The sequence below is a fragment of the Noviherbaspirillum denitrificans genome, assembly GCF_002211445.1.
GTDB classification, from domain to species: Bacteria; Pseudomonadota; Gammaproteobacteria; order Burkholderiales; family Burkholderiaceae_D; genus Noviherbaspirillum; species Noviherbaspirillum denitrificans.
Genome location: NZ_LSTO01000001.1, coordinates 4,577,998 through 4,595,395 on the forward strand (window position 1 = coordinate 4,577,998; position 17,398 = coordinate 4,595,395).

The following is a 17,398-nucleotide window of genomic DNA, read 5'->3' on the forward strand; positions in this document are numbered from 1 at the left end:
CCAGTGCTTACAATAGCCATCTTCCAACTTCCCATTTGGATCTGAGGCTGGATAGAGGTACCCGCCGCCTTCCAGCCTCAACTTTTTATTCCATGCTCCGCGTCGTTCTTGTCCAAGACAATCTGCTGTATGCCAAAGAACTTGCGGGGTATTTGCAAGAAATCGGTCACACGGTCACGGTCGCGCGTGCCATGCCTGAATTGTGGGCGGCAGTCATGACAGAGTCCCCCGACGTCATTCTGCTGGACCTGAACCTCCCTGATGCGTCCGGTTTGACATCGATTCCGCGATTGATTGAAGCGTATCCCGCGACCCGAATCCTTGTCCTTACCGGACGAACTTCAGCCGACATGGGGAACGAAGCGCTTCGCATCGGTGCGCATGCACATCTCGTGAAGCCGGTGAAGCTCCTTACCCTGGCGACGCATCTGCAGGATCTGAACGAGCCCGAACTTCTGGAGTTCTGATACACGGTCTTTCTGCCGTTCCCTGGAATGCGCTTATTTAGAGCGCATTTCATGGATGTGATTCCACCCATAAAGGCGCTACGTTATTGAGACGCGGGTGATTGAATTACAGCACTTCCGTCTCCGCCCGCGCCCCATGCCGGCTTCTCGAATGACGTGACCAAAAAGTCGATCAGGTATCGCAACTTCAACGGCAACTGGCGGCGTGACGCGTAGATCGCATAGATGCCCAATTCCACCGTCTGGTAGTCAGCCAGCAGACGCTTCAATCTCCCGTCCCGCAAAGCCTCATACACAAGGAAGTCCGGTTGCAGGACGATGCCCTGGTCCTGCAATGCCGCCGCGACGCAGGTGTCCCCGCTGTTCGCATGCAGGCGCGGCTTTGTCCTGACGACTTCGGTCTTGCCGCCAGGACGGATGAATTCCCATTCGTCCTTCGACGACCAGTAGCTGTAGGAGATGACGTTATGGCTGGCGATGTCCTGTGGCTGCGCTGGAGCGCCGTGCCGCTTCAGGTAGCCCGGTGATGCGCACAACACCATGCTGGTCGATGCCAGCCGCCTGGCAATGAAGCTCGGATGCGGCGCGCGTGCAATGCGCACGGCGAGATCGAAGCCGTCTTCCACCAGGTCGACCGTGCGGTCAGACAGCGATACTTCCATCGAGATCTTTGGATGCAGATGCAGAAACCTTCCCCACAGCGGGGCGAGGTGCGCGACGCCGAAGGTGACGGGCGCGCTGATCCGCAAGTGCCCGGAAGGTTCGCCGCTGCGCAGATTCAGTTCAGCTTCCGCCTCTTGCAGGCCGTTAAGCAGTTCGCTGCAGCGGGTATAGAACAGCTGGCCTTCGTCCGTCATCGAGAGCTTGCGCGTGGTCCTGTGCAGCAAGCGGATTCCCAACCGTTGCTCGAGGTCGGCGACCTGGCGCGAGATCGCTGCCTTCGAAGTATTCAACGCATCCGCTGCCCGTACAAAGCTGCCGTTGTCGACAACGGCGACGAAAGCCTGCATTTCCTGGAATTTGTCCATTGTCTCGAAATGTGAAACAAACATTCTATTGAAACAATCTTTATCCCAAAAACATCAACAAGTAAAGTACTCCCATTGCAGCCGCATCGGCTCCTTCGTCAACCACGAACCTGAAAGGAACATCATGAAAGTCACCATCCTCGGCACCGGCAACATGGGTAAGGGCCTCGCCAAGCAACTGGCCAAGGCAGGTCATCAGATCACTGTTACCGCACGTGACCTCGACAAGGCACGCGCACTCGCACAAGCGATCCCGAACGTCACGGCGGCCGCTGCCGGCGAAGCGCTGGGTGCGTCCGACGTCGTCGTCGTCGCCACCGCCTATGCGGATGCGGTGCCGGCGCTGAAGTCGCTCGGTGACCTGACGGGCAAGGTTGTCATCGACATCACCAACCCGCTGACAGCGGACTACATGGGCCTGACGGTCGGACACACGACCTCGGCCGCGGAAGAAATCGCAAAGGCGGTGCCGGGCGCGCAGGTCGTCAAGGCATTCAATACGGTGTTCGCACAGATCCTGGCCGAAGGCCCGCAACTGCATAGCAAGCGTGTGCCGGTCTATTACGCGACGGACAGCGAAGCCGCCGGCAAGACCGTGCATGCGCTGATCGACAGCACCGGTTTTTCTCCGGTGAATGCCGGCCCGTTGAAGAATGCACGCTACCTCGAACCGTTGGCCGGCCTGAACATCTACTTTGGGTATGGCGCGGGCCATGGCACCAGCATCGCTCCGTCGTGGATCGGTATCGCGTAATCAGGGGCGACGAACAAGGAGCGGACATCATGCTGGTCAATGGACAGCGGACGGACAACTGGCATCCGATCCAGGTGAGCGACAGCGATGGACGGTTCTTACGCCAGCGCTCTGGTTTCCAGTCGCTCAATCCCGGCGGCATCGTTCCAGCCGGCCCGCATCTCGACTCCCTGCCGGTGCGTCCGGCAGTGGAAACAGCATGACTCGCCCAGGCAAATAAACGAGGTAATCATGAACACTGACTTGACGACACTGATCGAACTGCCGGCGCTCCCTCTCGCCCACCGCGTCCGTGCGCCGCAAACCGGCCCCATCGAAGGATCGCCTTGCCTCCTGTTGCTGCATGGCGTCGGCGCCAATGAGCTCGGTCTGGTCAACATGGCCAGGCTCCTGGATCCCCGCCTCACTGTCATCCTGGTGCGTTCGCCGCTCGCGTTCGGTCCGATGCAGTTCGGCTTCTTCCAGGTGAATTTCACTGCATCCGGTCCGGTCATCAATGCAGCGCAGGCCGAGCAGGCGCGCCAGGGCCTCACGACCTTTATCAGTGGGTTGCCCGGCGCATATGGTATTGACGGCCGCAGGGTGTGGATCGCCGGGTTCAGCCAGGGCGGAATCCTGAGTGCCAGTGTCGGATTGACACGCCCTGACCTCGTGCGCGGGTTTGGCATTTTGAGCGGCCGTATCCTGCCGGAGATCGGGCCGCTGGTCGCGCCACCGGATCAGCTTGCCGACCTGCATGCTTTCCTGTCGCATGGGGAGCATGACGAAAAGCTGCCCATCGATTTTGCCCGTTCGGCGCACGCACTTCTGCTGGAAAAAGGCGTGCAACTGACCTACCAGGAATTCCCGGCCGGGCATGAATTGAATGCAGCGATGCTTGACGCGTTCAATCAGTGGCTGTCAGGGCAGCTAAGCCGATAGCCGGCAATCTTGCCTGCATGCGCCTTCTTCCAAATGTTTCCATTGATTCACCAAGTTCCTTCGCCGCGTTCTGCGCAATTGACGCAGCGACTTCCCGTTGCTACACTTTGTTCGATTAGAAAACAAATGTTCGATAGTAGAACATTTGGTTCTAAAAGAATGCGGTAACGAGGTCTTCATTCGAAACCTCGACTATTTGGGGTGGGTGATGCAACGACGACACGAGCAGGAGGTGCAAGGTGATAGACAAGACTTTTGAGTCATTGGAGCAGGCTGTGGCCGGCATCCAGGACGGGGCCACGATCATGATTGGCGGGTTCGGCAACGCCGGCATGCCGTCGGCGCTGATCGACGCGCTGATTGCCCAGGGCGCGCGCGATCTCACCATCGTCAACAACAATGCGGGTAACGGTGAAACCGGTCTGGCCGCATTGCTCAAGGCAAGGCGCGTGAAGAAGATCATCTGCTCCTTCCCGCGCCAGGCAGACTCGCAGGTATTCGATGCGCTCTACCGCGCCGGCGAAATCGAGCTCGAGCTCACGCCACAGGGCAACCTGGCTGAGCGCATTCGTGCGGCCGGCGCAGGGATCGGCGGCTTCTTCACGCCCACCGGCTACGGCACGATGCTGGCCGAAGGCAAGGAGACGCGCCTCATCGATGGCCGGAACTACGTGCTGGAATCGCCCATTCACGCTGACTTCGCGCTGATCAAGGCGCTGCGCGGCGACCGCTGGGGCAACCTGGTCTACCGCAAGACCGCGCGCAACTTCGGGCCGATCATGGCCATGGCCGCCAAATGCACCATTGCGCAAGTCAGCGAAGTCGTGGAACTCGGGCAGCTTGATCCCGAAGTCATTGTCACCCCCGGCATCTTCGTGCAGCGGGTCGTGCAAGCCAATGCGCAGGAGGCCAACCAATGAACCGATTTTCCCGTGAACAGATGGCTGCGCGCGTGGCGCAGGACATTCCCGAAGGTGCGTACGTGAACCTCGGCATCGGACTGCCGACCAAGGTGGCCAACTACCTGCCGGCCGACAAGGAAATCTTCCTGCAGAGCGAAAACGGTTTGCTTGGCATGGGGCCGGCACCTGCCCCCGGCGAGGAGGACGAGGATTTGATCAATGCCGGCAAGCAGCCGGTGACGCTGCTGACCGGCGGCTCCTACTTCCATCACGCCGATTCATTCGCGATGATGCGTGGCGGCCATCTCGATATCTGCGTGCTGGGTGCCTTTCAGGTGTCGGCCGGCGGAGATTTGGCGAACTGGCACACCGGCGCCCCGGACGCGATCCCCGCCGTCGGCGGCGCGATGGACCTCGCGATCGGCGCCAAGCAGGTGTTCGTGATGATGGAGCACCAGACCAAGAACGGCGAAAGCAAGATCGTCGGCAATTGCACTTACCCGCTGACCGGCATCGGTTGCGTCAACCGCATCTATACCGACCTGGCGGTGCTCGACGTCACCCCGCAGGGATTGCAGGTGCGCGAGATCGTCGAAGGCCTGTCCTTTGACGAGTTGCAAAAGCTGACCGGTGCACCGCTGCGTCCGGCTGCCTGAACCAACCAAAAGGAGCGAGGAAGAGATGAAAGACGTATTTATTTGCGATGCAATCCGTACCCCGATCGGCCGTTACGGCGGCGCGCTGAAGGACGTGCGCCCCGATGACCTCGGTGCCGTGCCCATGCGTGCGCTGATGGAGCGCAACCCCCAGGTCGATTGGCGCGCGGTGGATGATGTGATCTATGGTTGCGCCAACCAGGCCGGCGAAGACAACCGCAACGTGGCGCGCATGTCCTTGCTGCTGGCTGGCCTGCCGAAGGAAGTGCCGGGCTCGACCGTCAATCGCCTCTGTGGTTCCGGCATGGACGCGGTCGGCACGGCCGCGCGCGCCATCAAGGCAGGGGAGGCGCAGCTGATGATTGCCGGCGGCGTGGAGTCGATGACCCGTGCGCCTTTCGTGATGGGCAAGGCGGAAAGCGCGTTTTCGCGCAGCGCCGCGATCCACGACACCACCATCGGCTGGCGCTTCGTCAACCGGCTGATGAAAGAACAGTATGGCGTCGATGCGATGCCCGAGACGGCAGAGAATGTGGCGGACGACTACAAGGTGAATCGCGAAGACCAGGATCGCTTCGCCGTGAACAGCCAGGCCAAGGCCGCCGAGGCGCAGAGGAACGGTACCTTGGCGCAGGAGATCGTGCCTGTGCTGGTGCCGCAGAAAAAGGGGGATCCGGTGACCGTTTCGCAGGACGAACATCCTCGCGCCACCACCATGGAAGCGCTCGCGAAACTGAAGGGCGTGGTACGGCCCGATGGCACGGTCACGGCCGGTAACGCATCCGGTGTGAATGACGGCGCCTGCGCATTGCTGCTCGCCAGCGCGGAAGCGGTCGACAAATACGGCCTGAAACCCATGGCGCGCATCCTTGGCATGGCAACTGCCGGCGTGGCGCCGCGCGTGATGGGGATCGGTCCGGCGCCGGCCAGCAAGAAGCTGCTGGCACAGCTGGGCCTGGACATCGGCCAGATGGATGTGATTGAACTGAACGAAGCCTTTGCGTCGCAGGGACTGGCGGTGCTGCGCGAGCTCGGCGTGGCCGATGACGATGCGCGTGTCAATCCGAATGGCGGCGCGATTGCATTGGGCCATCCGCTGGGAATGAGCGGAGCGCGCCTGGTGACGACCGCGGCGTATCAGTTGCAACGCACGGGCGGACGTTACGCGCTGTGCACGATGTGCATTGGCGTCGGGCAGGGAATCGCGATGGTGATCGAACGCGTTTAAGCCCGTTCACAGGGCCAGGAAAAAGCGCCGGTTCCAACTCGGAACCGGCGCTCTTTTTTTACTCGGTCAGGAATTGAACAACCGCGCGCGTGAACGCTTCGGGTTGCTGCTGATTGGAGATATGAGCTGCATCGAATTCCACGTACCGCGCTCCCGGGATGTGCGAGCGCATGAATTGACCATCGGCCGGTGGTGTCGGTACATCCCCGGTTCCTGCAATGACCAGCGTCGGCGCGCTGATGCCCGCGATCACATCGCGCAGGTCGTTGTCGCGCACCGCGGCACAGGCGGCCGCATAGCCTTCCGCAGGCGTGGCGAGCAGCATATTGGTCAATGTAGCGACTTGCTCCGGATGCTGCTGCGAATACGCGGGCGTCAGCCAGCGCGAAACAACTGCCTGCGCAATCGCCGTCATGCCTTCCCGCTTGACGATGTCGATGCGTGAATTCCAGCCGTCCGCGGTGCCGATCTGGGCGCCGGTGTTGCAGAGGATGAGCTTCCTGACGCGCGCCGGATAGTGCAACGCAAGGTACATGAAGGTGCTGCCGCCCATCGACAAGCCGCAGAAATGCGCGCATGGGATTTCCAGGTGATCGAGCAGGGCGATCACGTCTGCGGCAAGCGTCGCAATGTTGTACGGCCCGGGAGCGACCTCCGATTGGCCATGGCCGCGGGTGTCGTAGCGCAATACACGGAAATGCCTGCTGAATTCGGGGATTTGCGGATCCCACATGGACAGCGACGTGCCCAGGGAATTGGAAAGCACCAATACGGGAAGCGACGGATCGCCATCCAGCTGATAGTGCAGCTTGATTCCGTTGACGGATGCGAATGGCATGGCAATCTTCCTTGATCAGTCGATTTGCGCGATCGCAGAAGGATGCTGGGTGAGCGGCGTCACCGAGATCGTCATGAACGGGAACAGCGGAAGATTGCTCAGGATTTGATGCAGTTCCTCGTTGCCGGAGACATTGAAGATGCTGACATTCGCATACTGGCCGACGACGCGCCAGAGGTCGCGCCATTTTCCTTCGCGCTGCAGCTTCTGGGACATCTCCTTTTCATTCTTCTTCAGGGCGTCCGCGGTATCTTTGTCGATGGAAGCGGGGATATTGACTTGCATTTGGACCATAAAGAGCATGACGTTTCTCCGTTTAAGGTATGGAGTGAGTGCTTGGTGCGAACAACTTATATCGTTGTTCGCTATAAGAACATTAATTCTTTAATCGAACAAAGCGATATTAGGCCTCGGCTGGGGAGGCTGTCAACATGCAGGAAGCCCAGAAGCGAGCAAGCGGGCGTTCCCGTTCGAGCATTGCGCAAGAACGGGAATGAAAGATTGGAGAAAAGCCGGAAGAGAGGTGGAAGAGAGGAGAAACTTCTTCTAGGTACAGACCAGCCGATTGATCTTTCCCACGGCTTCCAGCAATTGCGGCAAGCCCTTTTCGATGAGCGCATCGCGCGCCTGCGGCGTTGCCTGGCCGCTGATGTTGACTGCCGCCACGATGCGGCCGGCCCTGTCGATCACCGGTGCCGCAATGGACGTCAGCCCCATTTCCAGCTCTTGCTCCACCATCGCCCAGCCTTGTTTCTTGACCAGTGCGATGGCGGACATCAGGTCATCGACGTCAGTCAGGGTGTTGGCGGTGTACGCCTTCCTCTCCATTGCCGACAACCGGGCGTGCAGCACATCCGTCGGCAAGCCCGACAGCAGTACACGTCCCATCGACGTGCAATAAGCGGGCAAGCGGCTGCCAATGCCAAGGTTGATGGACATGATCTTGTGCGCCGGGACGCGCAGGACGTACACGATCTCGTCACCATCCAGTACCGCGGCCGAACACGACTGCCGCAAGGATTCGACCAGGTCTTCCATGATCGGCTGCGCGCGCGTCCAGACCGGCAGCGACGACAGGTAGGCGAAGCCGAGTTCCAACACCTTGGGCGTAAGCTTGAACTGGCGGCCGTCCGCTTCGACGTAGTCGAGGTGGAGCAGGGTGAGCAGGATGCGCCGGGCGCCGGCGCGGGTGAGGCCGGTACGTTCGGCCACTTCGCTCAATGTCTGGGAAGGCGCATCACTGCCGAAGCTGCGCAGCACCGCCAGCCCGCGCGCGAATGATTGCACATAGCCATCGCCCGGAGTGGGGAGGCTCTCCGATACGTCGGAGGAAGAGGAGAGGGCATCAGTGTCGCTGGCCTTCACCTTGGCTTTAACGGCTGTCATTGCAATCGGGTCGTGAAAAACGGGAATGAGAACATAACACGGTTAGCCTGCAACAAAAAAGCACGGCATGGCTCAGAACGGTCCGGCGTCGCCAGGCAGGTCTGACGTCGGGAACAAATTGGTCTCGACGTCCAGCCACGGTGGATGTTCCGCATACATGTCCGCGACCAGTTGCTTGATGGCGTCGATATACCAGGCATTATCGTTGATCCGGTGCGAGAAGATGATCGGCGAGGTAGCGCCGGGATCATCGACCAGCCTGTAGTGGATATCGTTGCGCAGGCGTGCCGACGCAGGAATCAGGCACAGGCCGGAGTCGGCCGCAACCAGGCCCAGCGCGGTCTGGATCTCCCGCACCTCATGGATCTCCGAGGGCTGTATGCCCTGGTCGTTCAGCAGGCTCAGCACATGGTCCGCAAAACTGGGCCGCGGTTCCTTCGGGTAGATGATGAGTTTCTGGTCATTGAGCGCCTTCAGGCCGATGCGCGTGTCGCTGGTCGCCAGCGGCGAGCCGGAGGGAATGGCCAGCACCAGCTTTTCCTCGCGCAATACCGTCCGGGCCACGCCTGGGTCATTGCTGCGGATGCGCCCGAAACCGACGTCGATACGTCCGGACTTCAGCGCCGCGAATTGCTGCATCGACGTCAATTCCACCAGCTGTACGTCGACGTCGGGATAGTTCTGGCGCAACTTGCGTACCAGCATCGGCAGGCCGCCATACAAGGTCGATGCGACGAATCCGATGGACAGCGTCTGCTTCTGGTTCAGCCCGATCTGCTGCGTGGCGGTCTTGAGCTGGTCAAGACGATTGATGATCTGGAGCGCTTGTTCGTAGAAGACGCGGCCGGCGTCCGTCAGCCGTAACGGTCGGCTGTTGCGCATCAGGAGCTGCACGCCCAACTCTTCTTCAAGCAACTGGATCTGGCGGCTCAGCGGGGGCTGGGCGATATGCAATTGCTCGGAAGCGCGCGTGAAATTGCGCGTGGTGGCGACGGCGACGAAGTATTTGAGCTGCCGGATATCCATAGCGAAAAATCATATCAATACGGCATTTAAGATTTGCAATATGCTGATTTGCACGGGCTGCGTTTCAGATTATACCTAAAAGGTATGGAACTAGATAAATTTGGTGTTGGATTCATGGACGGTTCCGGGTGTTTAATCGTGTCCATGGAACCCACACAACACAATCAAACTTCGACGGCCCCGGTGCGTATCGAGCGGGTGGAAACCTTCCTGGTCGACCTGCCGACCATCCGTCCCCACAAGCTCTCCATGGCAACCATGGACGGCCAGACCCTGATGCTGGTCCGTCTCTACTGCTCGGACGGCACGGTGGGTGTCGGCGAGGGTACGACGATCGGCGGACTGGCCTATGGCGCGGAGTCGCCCGAGGGCATGAAGCTGGCGATCGATACCTATTTCGCGCCGCAGCTGCTCGGCGCCGATGCCAACCATGTGCCGGCCATGATGGCCAAACTCAACAAGGGCATCCACGACAATCGCTTTGCCAAGTGCGCAGTCGAAACGGCGCTGTTCGATGCGCTGGGCCAGCGCACCGGTTTGCCGGTATCCCAACTGCTGGGCGGCCGCGTGCGCGACAGCCTGCCGGTCGCATGGACGCTGGCGTCGGGCGACACCGCCAAGGACATCGACGAAGCCGAGCGCATGCTCGCCGCGCGCCGTCACAAGATCTTCAAGCTGAAGATCGGCCGCCGCGCGGTGGATGCCGACGTGGCCCACGTTGCCGCAATCAAGAAGGCGCTGGGTGATCGCGGCGCCGTGCGGGTGGACGTGAACATGGCCTGGAGCGAGCTGGACGCGCAGCGCGGCCTGGCAGGGCTGGTCGATGCCGGTTGCGAACTGGTCGAGCAGCCGGTGGCGTCGGTGGACGCATTGACCCGCCTGAAGGGCCGCTTTGCGATCGCAGTGATGGCCGATGAATCGCTGACCGGCCCGGTCTCCGCCTTCGCACTGGCCCGCCAGTCGGGCGTCGACGTGTTCGCCATCAAGACTGAACAATCCGGCGGCCTGCGTGCAGCGCAACAGGTCGCGGGAATTGCGGATGCTGCCGGCATCGAACTCTATGGCGGCACCATGCTGGAAGGCGCGATCGGCACGATCGCTTCGGCGCATGCCTTTGCGACCTTCCGCGAGCTGCAATGGGGAACCGAGCTGTTCGGTCCCTTGCTGCTCACCGAGGAAATCCTGGCCGAGCCGCTGCAATACCGGGACTTCCAGCTGGCCGTGCCCACAGCGCCCGGCCTGGGAATTGCGCTGGACGAAGACCGCGTCCAGTTCTTCCGCCGTGACAAGAAACAAGGTGCCACGGTTGCGGTGGTCCGGCCTGCCGGCATTGCCCGCTGATTCATCGATCTTCACGTCCTGTATCCACCAATTCAAAGGAGACAAAAATGTCCGTCCAGATTTTCAACACCCCCGAAGTGCAGAACTTCCTGCGCCTGGCCAGCGGCCTGGATCAGCAAGGCGGCAACCCGCGCACGAAGCAGATCGTCCACCGCATCCTGTCCGACCTGTTCAAGGCCATCGACGACTTGAACATCACGTCCGACGAGTACTGGGCCGGCGTGGCCTACCTGAACCGGCTCGGCGCCGCCGGCGAAGCGGGCCTGCTTTCCCCGGGCCTGGGCCTGGACCGCTTCCTGGACATGCGCATGGATGCCGAGGACGCTGCGCTGGGCGTGGTCAACGGCACGCCGCGCACTATCGAAGGTCCGCTGTACGTGGCGGGCGCACCGGTGGCGCAGGGCTTTGCGCGCCTCGATGACGGCAGCGACAAGGCAGGCAAGACCCTCATCATGCACGGCACGGTCTACGACGCAGGCGGCAAGCCCCTGCCGGGCGCGCAGGTCGAAGTCTGGCACGCCAATACCAAGGGCTTCTATTCGCACTTCGATCCCACCGGGGAGCAAAAGCCCTTCAACATGCGCCGTACCATCATCGCCGATGCCCAGGGCCGCTACAAATTCCAGAGCATCGTGCCTGTCGGCTACGGCTGCCCGCCCGACGGCCCGACACAAGGCTTGCTCAACCAGCTCGGCCGCCACGGCAACCGTCCGGCTCACATCCACTTCTTCATCACGGCCCCCGGCCATCGCAAGCTGACCACGCAAATCAACATCGACGGCGACCCGCTGGTGTTTGACGACTTCGCCTACGCGACGCGTGACGGACTCGTGCCGCCGCTGGTCGAGCGCAACGACGATGCCAGCATCAAGGCCGAAGGCTTGAGCGGACCTTTCGCTGAAATCGTCTTCGACATCAAGCTCAGCGCGCTGGTGGATGGCGTCGACAACCAGATCGTCGACCGCCCGCGCCTGGCCGCCTGACCAGCACCCTCCCCATCCTTCCCCCGCCGAGAGAACACCGCAATGGGACATTGCGGGGGGCGGGCTGCATCCTGGAGATTTGACATGAGCACGACTGCGATTGCCGACAAGTACGACGAGGTCGAGAAGCTGCTGGACACCGCCTTGGAAGATGACAAGGCGACGGGTGTCTTCCGCTGCCGCCGCGACATCTTCACCAACCCCGACCTTTTCGAACTGGAGATGAAGCACCTGTTCGAATCGAACTGGGTCTACCTGGCGCACGAAAGCCAGATTCCGAACAACAACGACTACTACACCACGTGGATCGGCCGCCAGCCCATCGTGGTCACCCGCGACAAGACCGGTGAACTGCACGCGGTGATCAATGCCTGCGCACACAAGGGCGCGATGCTTTGCCGCCGCAAGCACGGCAACAAGGCCAGCTTCACTTGCCCCTTCCACGGCTGGACGTTCAGCAACAACGGCAAGCTGCTCAAGGTCAAGGACGAAAAGACCACCGAATACCCGGTGTCCTTCAACAAGCACGGCTCGCATGACCTGACGAAGGTGGCGCGCTTCGAGAACTATCGCGGCTTCCTGTTCGGCAGCCTGAATGCCGACGTGCTGCCGCTGGAAGAGTACCTGGGCGAGACGCGCGTCATCATCGACCAGATCGTCGACCAGGCGCCGAATGGCCTGGAAGTCCTGCGCGGCAATTCCAGCTACATCTATGACGGCAACTGGAAGATGCAGATGGAAAACGGCTGCGACGGCTACCACGTCAGCACCGTGCACTGGAACTACGCCGCCACCATGGGCCGCCGCAAGGAAGGCGGCACCAAGGCCACCGATGCCAACAACTGGAGCAAGGCGGTCGCCGGCGTGTACGGCTTCGAGCATGGCCACATCCTGCTGTGGACCAACACGCTGAATCCGGAAGTGCGCCCGATCTGGAACCAGCGCGAGGAACTTGCGCAGCGCGTGGGCCAGTCGCGCGCCGACACGATCGTCGGCCAGACCCGCAACCTGTGCCTGTATCCCAACGTGTTCCTGATGGACCAGTTCGGCACGCAGATCCGTGTCGCGCGTCCGATCAGCGTGGACAAGACCGAGATCACCATCTTCTGCTTCGGCCCCAAGGGCGAGAGCGCCGAAGACCGCGCACTGCGCATCCGCCAGTACGAAGACTTCTTCAATGTGTCGGGCATGGGTACCGCGGACGACCTCGAAGAATTCCGCGCCTGCCAGGCCGGTTACGCGGGTTCCGCGGTCCGCTGGAACGACCTCAGCCGCGGTGCGCCGCTGTGGATCGAAGGGCCCGATGAAAACGCAAAAAAGATGGGCATGAAGCCCCTGCTGAGCGGTGAACGCAGCGAAGACGAAGGCTTGTTCGTCTGCCAGCACAACTATTGGATGCAACAGATGCGCAAGGCCGTACGGCAAGAGCGCAAAGGAGCACAGCAATGAGCGCGTTGACCACAGTCGATCATGGCGCCATCTGCGCCTTCATCTACCGCGAGGCACGCTATCTGGACGAACGGCAATGGGAGCCGTGGCTGGAGCTGTACGCGCCGGACGTCGAATACTGGATGCCGGCCTGGGACGATGATGACCAACTGACGGAAGATCCGCAGAGCGAAATCTCGCTGATCTACTACGCCAACCGCAATGGCCTCGAAGACCGGGTGTTCCGCATCAAGACCGAGCGCTCCAGCGCGTCCATGCCGGAGCCGCGGACCAATCACATGATCACCAATGTGGAAGTGCTGGCCGAGCGCGACGATGCGGTCGACGTGCGCTACAACTTCCACACGCTCAGCCACCGCTACAAGCTGACCGACCATTACTTCGGCACGGTCTTCGCGACCTTGCGCAAGGTGGATGGCGGCTTCCTGATCGCACGCAAGAAGATCGTTCTGAAGAACGATTACATCCGCCAGGTGATTGACGTCTATCACATCTGACCGGTACGGAGACACACGATGAACAGCTATCGCATCGCCTTGAATTTCGAGGATGGGGTGACCCGCTTCGTTGACTGCGGCGCCAATGAAAAAGTACTGGACGCAGCGTTCCGCAATCGCATCAACCTGCCTATGGATTGCTCCGACGGCGTGTGCGGTACCTGCAAGTGCCGCGCCGAAAGCGGCACGTACGACATGGGCGACGACTACATCGACGACGCGCTGACCGGCGATGAAGCCGCCGAAGGACTGGTGCTGACCTGCCAGATGATTCCCAAATCGGACTGCGTGGTCGCGGTGCCCGTGCCGTCGACCGCCTGCAAGACCGGTACCGCAAAATTCAACGGCACGGTGACCGCCGTCACGCCGCACGGCGATGCCGCCTACGAGCTGGCGCTCGATGTGGCCGAGGATGCGCCAGCCTTCCTGCCGGGACAGTACGTGAACATTGGCGTGCCGGGCAGCGCGCAGCATCGCTCCTACTCGTTCAGTTCGGCCCCGGGTGCGCGCCGCATGACCTTCCTGATCAAGCAGGTGCCGGGCGGCCTGATGAGCGGCTGGCTGGCCAGTGCTGCCGCCGGCGCCAACCTCGAGATGACCGGTCCGCTGGGCAGCTTTTACCTGCGCGCAGTCAACAAGCCGCTGCTGTTCCTGGCTGGCGGCACCGGGCTGGCGCCTTTCCTCTCGATGCTGGAGGAGCTGGCGCGCCTGGAGTCGAACCAGCCGGTGCACATGATCTATGGCGTGACCCGCGACCAGGACCTGGTGCTGGTGGATCGCCTGCAGGAATACGCGCTGCGCGTGCCGGGTTTCACCTTCTCCACCTGCGTCGCCGATCCTTCGACCACGCATGAGCGCCAGGGCTATGTGACCCAGCATATGCCGGCACAGGCGCTGCATGACGGCAATGTCGATGTCTACCTGTGCGGCCCGCCGCCAATGGTGGACGCTGTGCAGAAGCACTTCAAGACCGCAGGCATTACGCCCGCAAGCTTCCACTACGAGAAGTTTGCCCCCAACCAGATCACTGCATAAGCGGAGCGCGCCATGAGGAAACGCTTTGAAGGAAAGGTCGTGGTCGTGACCGGTGCCGCGCAGGGCATCGGACGCGGCGTGGCGCTGGGCATTGCCGCCGAGGGCGGCAAGGTGCTGTTCGTCGACCGCGCGGATTTCGTCGCCGAGGTGGCGGCGGAAGCACCGGGCGGAAACACCGCAGGCTTCGTCGCCGATCTCGAAACCTACGAGGGCGCCAGGTCCGCGATGGCGTTCGCGGCAAAAAAATTCGGCGGCATCGACATCCTGATCAACGGCGTGGGCGGCGCCATTCGCATGCGCCCGTATGCGGAGTTCGAGCCCGAGCAGATCGACGCGGAAATCCGCCGTTCGCTGATGCCCACCCTGTATGCCTGCCACGCGGTGTTGCCGCATTTGCTGGCGCACGGCGGCGGCACCATCGTGAATGTGTCGTCCAACGCCACGCGCGGCATACGCCGCGTGCCGTACTCGGCGGCCAAGGGCGGCGTGAACGCACTGACGACGGCCCTGGCGATGGAATACGCGGAATACAACATCCGCGTGGTGGCGAGCGCACCGGGCGGCACCAAGGCGCCGCCACGGCGCATTCCCCGCAATGCCGCCGGCGACAGCGAGCAGGAGAAGGCATGGATGAACGAAGCCGTGCAGCAGGTCACCGAATCCACCTTCTTCAAGCGCTACGGCAGCCTCGAGGAACAGGTGGCGCCGATCTTGTTCCTGGCTTCCGACGAGGCCAGTTACATCACCGGTGCAGTAGTGCCGGTGGCCGGCGGCGATAACGGCTGACTACGACGACGAATACAACAAAGGAGAGAGACATGAAAACACTGGAAGTCAACCAGATCATCGATGGAGCACGCTTCACGAAATTCCATTGGACCGTGATGTGCCTGTGCGCATTGCTTCTGATCTTCGATGGATATGACCTGTTCATCTATGGCGCGGTGCTGCCGGTCCTGATGAAGGAATGGAACCTGACGCCTGTGCAAGCTGGCGCGCTGGGCAGTTATGCATTGTTCGGCATGATGTTTGGCGCCTTCGTCTTCGGCCCGCTGGCTGACCGGGTGGGCCGCAAAAAGGGCGTCGCGATCAGCTTCGTCCTGTTCAGCATTTCCACCTTCATGAGCGGTTTCGCTGCCACGCCAGGCGAGTTCGGCATCTATCGCTTCATCGCGGGACTGGGCTGTGGCGGCTTGATGCCCAATGCGGTGGCGCTGATGAACGAATATGCCCCCAAGCGCTTGCGCAGCACCCTGGTGGCCATCATGTTCAGCGGCTATTCGCTGGGCGGCGTGCTGTGCGCCGGCCTCGGCATTTACATGCTGCCGCGTTTCGGCTGGCAGTCCATGTTCTTTGCCGCCGCCGTGCCGCTGGTGCTGCTGCCGGTCATCCTGTGGAAGCTGCCCGAGTCGGTCGGCTTCCTGCTGCGCCAGGGCAAGCATGCGAAGGCGCGCGAAATGCTGGCGATGGTTGCGCCCGGTGTGCGACTGGACGCTGACGCGCAATTGGTTCAGTCCGATGCCAAGGGCGCGGGCGTGCCCATGCTCGACTTGTTCAAGCAAGACCGCGCAGTGGGCACCTTCATGACCTGGCTCTCGTTCTTCTGCTGCCTTCTGATGGTCTACGCGCTGGGCTCCTGGCTGCCCAAGCTGATGGCCAATGCCGGCTACAGCCTGGGGTCGAGCCTGTCGTTCCTGCTGATGCTCAATTTCGGCGGCGTGGTGGGTGCCATCACCGGTGGCTGGCTGGGCGATCGTTTTAGCCTGCCCAAGGTGGTGTTGAGCTTCTTCGCACTCGGAACGTTGTCCATCGGGCTGCTCGGATTCAACAGCCCGATGCCGGTGCTGTACCTGCTGATCGCCGTCGCCGGCGCGACCACCATCGGCACACAGATCCTGCTATACGCCAATACCGCGCAGTTCTACCCGCTGGCCATTCGCTCCACCGGCCTGGGCTGGGCTTCCGGTGTCGGCCGCACGGGTGCCATCGTCGGCCCGTTGCTGGGCGGCTGGCTGATGGCGGCGGCGCTGCCGTTGAAGATGAATTTCCTGGTGTTCGCGGTACCCGGCCTCGTCGCCGCGCTGGCCATCGGCATCTTCATCCTGCGCTACTCCCGCACGGGTGCGGGTGTGGTCGGTGCGGCGCATGCTCCGGCAATCTCCCAGAGCGTTTGAGACAAGCGACGTGTCAGGCAGAAGCACGCATGGCTCCGTCACTGCCTGGGTCGCCGGGTTTCTGGCGGTATTGATTTCGTATGCGGGGCCGCTGGTCATCTTTGTGCAGGCGGCCCATGCCGGCCGGGTCCCGAATGCGGAACTGATTTCGTGGATCTGGGCGATCTCCATCGGCGCTGGCGCAAGCGGCCTGCTGTTGAGCTGGTGGCTCAAGCTCCCCGTCATCACCGCCTGGTCCGCGCCGGGAACGGCCTTGCTGCTCAGCCTGTTTCCCGGTATCTCGATGCCGGAAGTGGTCGGCGCGTATCTCGCCGCAGCCGCCGTCGTGATCCTCATCGGCGTCACCGGCTGCTTCGAAAGAATCGTCGCCTTCATCCCCAAGGGCATTGCGGCCGGCATGATGGCGGGCATCCTGTTCCAGTTCGGCACGCAAGCCTTCCGCTCCAGCATCGATGCGCCGGGAATGGTGTTTGCGATGCTGGCCGCCTATCTGGCGGGCAGGCGCTGGTGGCCGCGTTACGCGATCGTGGTCGTCGCGCTGGTCGGATTTGGCGTGGCGTTCTCTGCAGGCACGACCAATTTGCAGGCACTCGGGCTGGAGCCGGCAACGCCCGTGTTCATCGCGCCGCAATTCAATGCCGGCGTGTTCCTCAGCTTCACCGTGCCGCTGGTGCTGGTGAGCCTGACCGGGCAGTTCCTTCCGGGCATGGCGG

General features: G+C 61.8%; 20 protein-coding genes. 15 read left to right on the top strand and 5 right to left on the bottom strand.

Annotation, left to right across the window (positions count from 1 at the left end; translation table 11 throughout):
• Positions 1 to 467: response regulator (locus AYR66_RS22195; RefSeq protein WP_206047248.1), on the top strand; the 467-nt coding region annotated here is incomplete at its 5' end.
• An 83-nt stretch (positions 468 to 550) separates the two neighbouring features.
• Here the strand turns inward: AYR66_RS22195 and AYR66_RS22200 are convergent.
• Entirely contained in the window at positions 551 to 1,495 is a 945-nt protein-coding gene (locus tag AYR66_RS22200; protein ID WP_088709997.1) for a LysR family transcriptional regulator, read from the bottom strand.
• A gap of 124 nt (positions 1,496 to 1,619) precedes the next feature.
• Between AYR66_RS22200 and AYR66_RS22205 the strand changes: the two genes are divergently transcribed.
• The 6 genes from AYR66_RS22205 (at position 1,620) to pcaF (ending at position 5,956) form a co-directional block, all read left to right on the top strand.
• Entirely contained in the window at positions 1,620 to 2,249 is a 630-nt protein-coding gene (locus AYR66_RS22205) for an NADPH-dependent F420 reductase (protein ID WP_088709316.1), read from the top strand.
• Between the two features lie 29 nt (positions 2,250 to 2,278).
• Positions 2,279 to 2,452, top strand: a complete 174-nt coding sequence (locus tag AYR66_RS29045) for a hypothetical protein (protein WP_170942240.1) — start codon at positions 2,279 to 2,281, stop codon at positions 2,450 to 2,452.
• Between the two features lie 28 nt (positions 2,453 to 2,480).
• On the top strand, positions 2,481 to 3,170 hold the full coding sequence (locus tag AYR66_RS22210) for an alpha/beta hydrolase (RefSeq protein ID WP_088709317.1): 690 nt from the start codon (positions 2,481 to 2,483) through the stop codon (positions 3,168 to 3,170).
• 239 nt (positions 3,171 to 3,409) lie between these two features.
• Positions 3,410 to 4,090, top strand: coding sequence for a 3-oxoacid CoA-transferase subunit A (locus AYR66_RS22215; protein WP_088709318.1), 681 nt, complete (start codon positions 3,410 to 3,412; stop codon positions 4,088 to 4,090).
• Complete coding sequence (locus AYR66_RS22220) at positions 4,087 to 4,728, top strand: CoA transferase subunit B (RefSeq protein WP_088709319.1); 642 nt, start codon at positions 4,087 to 4,089, stop codon at positions 4,726 to 4,728. The genes AYR66_RS22215 and AYR66_RS22220 overlap by 4 nt, the downstream gene beginning before the upstream one ends.
• A gap of 25 nt (positions 4,729 to 4,753) precedes the next feature.
• Positions 4,754 to 5,956: a 3-oxoadipyl-CoA thiolase gene (gene pcaF, locus AYR66_RS22225; protein WP_088709320.1), complete on the top strand. Its 1,203-nt coding sequence runs from the start codon at positions 4,754 to 4,756 to the stop codon at positions 5,954 to 5,956.
• Positions 5,957 to 6,014: 58 nt separating this feature from the next.
• Here the strand turns inward: pcaF and pcaD are convergent, their stop codons facing one another.
• The 4 genes from pcaD to AYR66_RS22245 all read right to left on the bottom strand — a co-directional run bounded on the left by pcaD (position 6,015) and on the right by AYR66_RS22245 (position 9,206).
• Positions 6,015 to 6,794 carry a 3-oxoadipate enol-lactonase gene (pcaD, locus tag AYR66_RS22230; protein WP_088709321.1) on the bottom strand — a complete coding sequence of 260 codons (780 nt, stop codon included), beginning with the start codon at positions 6,792 to 6,794 and terminating at the stop codon, positions 6,015 to 6,017.
• A gap of 15 nt (positions 6,795 to 6,809) precedes the next feature.
• Entirely contained in the window at positions 6,810 to 7,097 is a 288-nt protein-coding gene (gene catC / locus AYR66_RS22235; RefSeq protein WP_088709322.1) for a muconolactone Delta-isomerase, read from the bottom strand.
• 243 nt (positions 7,098 to 7,340) lie between these two features.
• Complete coding sequence (locus AYR66_RS22240) at positions 7,341 to 8,180, bottom strand: IclR family transcriptional regulator domain-containing protein (protein ID WP_088709323.1); 840 nt, start codon at positions 8,178 to 8,180, stop codon at positions 7,341 to 7,343.
• Between the two features lie 72 nt (positions 8,181 to 8,252).
• Complete coding sequence (locus tag AYR66_RS22245) at positions 8,253 to 9,206, bottom strand: LysR family transcriptional regulator (RefSeq protein ID WP_088709324.1); 954 nt, start codon at positions 9,204 to 9,206, stop codon at positions 8,253 to 8,255.
• A gap of 144 nt (positions 9,207 to 9,350) precedes the next feature.
• Here AYR66_RS22245 and AYR66_RS22250 point away from each other — a divergent pair, with 144 nt between their 5' ends.
• From AYR66_RS22250 to AYR66_RS22285, 8 genes are all read left to right on the top strand, one after another.
• Entirely contained in the window at positions 9,351 to 10,547 is a 1,197-nt protein-coding gene (locus AYR66_RS22250) for a muconate/chloromuconate family cycloisomerase (RefSeq protein WP_088709325.1), read from the top strand.
• A 47-nt stretch (positions 10,548 to 10,594) separates the two neighbouring features.
• Positions 10,595 to 11,530: a catechol 1,2-dioxygenase gene (gene catA, locus AYR66_RS22255; RefSeq protein WP_088709326.1), complete on the top strand. Its 936-nt coding sequence runs from the start codon at positions 10,595 to 10,597 to the stop codon at positions 11,528 to 11,530.
• A gap of 84 nt (positions 11,531 to 11,614) precedes the next feature.
• A complete protein-coding gene (locus AYR66_RS22260) occupies positions 11,615 to 12,979 on the top strand; it encodes a Rieske 2Fe-2S domain-containing protein (protein ID WP_088709327.1) in 1,365 nt (454 codons plus the stop codon).
• Positions 12,976 to 13,476 carry a benzoate 1,2-dioxygenase small subunit gene (gene benB / locus AYR66_RS22265; protein ID WP_088709328.1) on the top strand — a complete coding sequence of 167 codons (501 nt, stop codon included), beginning with the start codon at positions 12,976 to 12,978 and terminating at the stop codon, positions 13,474 to 13,476. Before AYR66_RS22260 ends, benB begins: the two co-directional genes overlap by 4 nt.
• A gap of 18 nt (positions 13,477 to 13,494) precedes the next feature.
• Positions 13,495 to 14,511 carry a benzoate 1,2-dioxygenase electron transfer component BenC gene (gene benC, locus AYR66_RS22270; protein WP_088709329.1) on the top strand — a complete coding sequence of 339 codons (1,017 nt, stop codon included), beginning with the start codon at positions 13,495 to 13,497 and terminating at the stop codon, positions 14,509 to 14,511.
• Between the two features lie 12 nt (positions 14,512 to 14,523).
• Complete coding sequence (gene benD, locus AYR66_RS22275) at positions 14,524 to 15,297, top strand: benzoate diol dehydrogenase BenD (RefSeq protein WP_088709330.1); 774 nt, start codon at positions 14,524 to 14,526, stop codon at positions 15,295 to 15,297.
• Between the two features lie 32 nt (positions 15,298 to 15,329).
• Positions 15,330 to 16,685: an MFS transporter gene (locus AYR66_RS22280; RefSeq protein ID WP_088709331.1), complete on the top strand. Its 1,356-nt coding sequence runs from the start codon at positions 15,330 to 15,332 to the stop codon at positions 16,683 to 16,685.
• Positions 16,686 to 16,695: 10 nt separating this feature from the next.
• Positions 16,696 to 17,398: benzoate/H(+) symporter BenE family transporter (locus AYR66_RS22285; RefSeq protein ID WP_234814979.1), on the top strand; the 703-nt coding region annotated here is incomplete at its 3' end.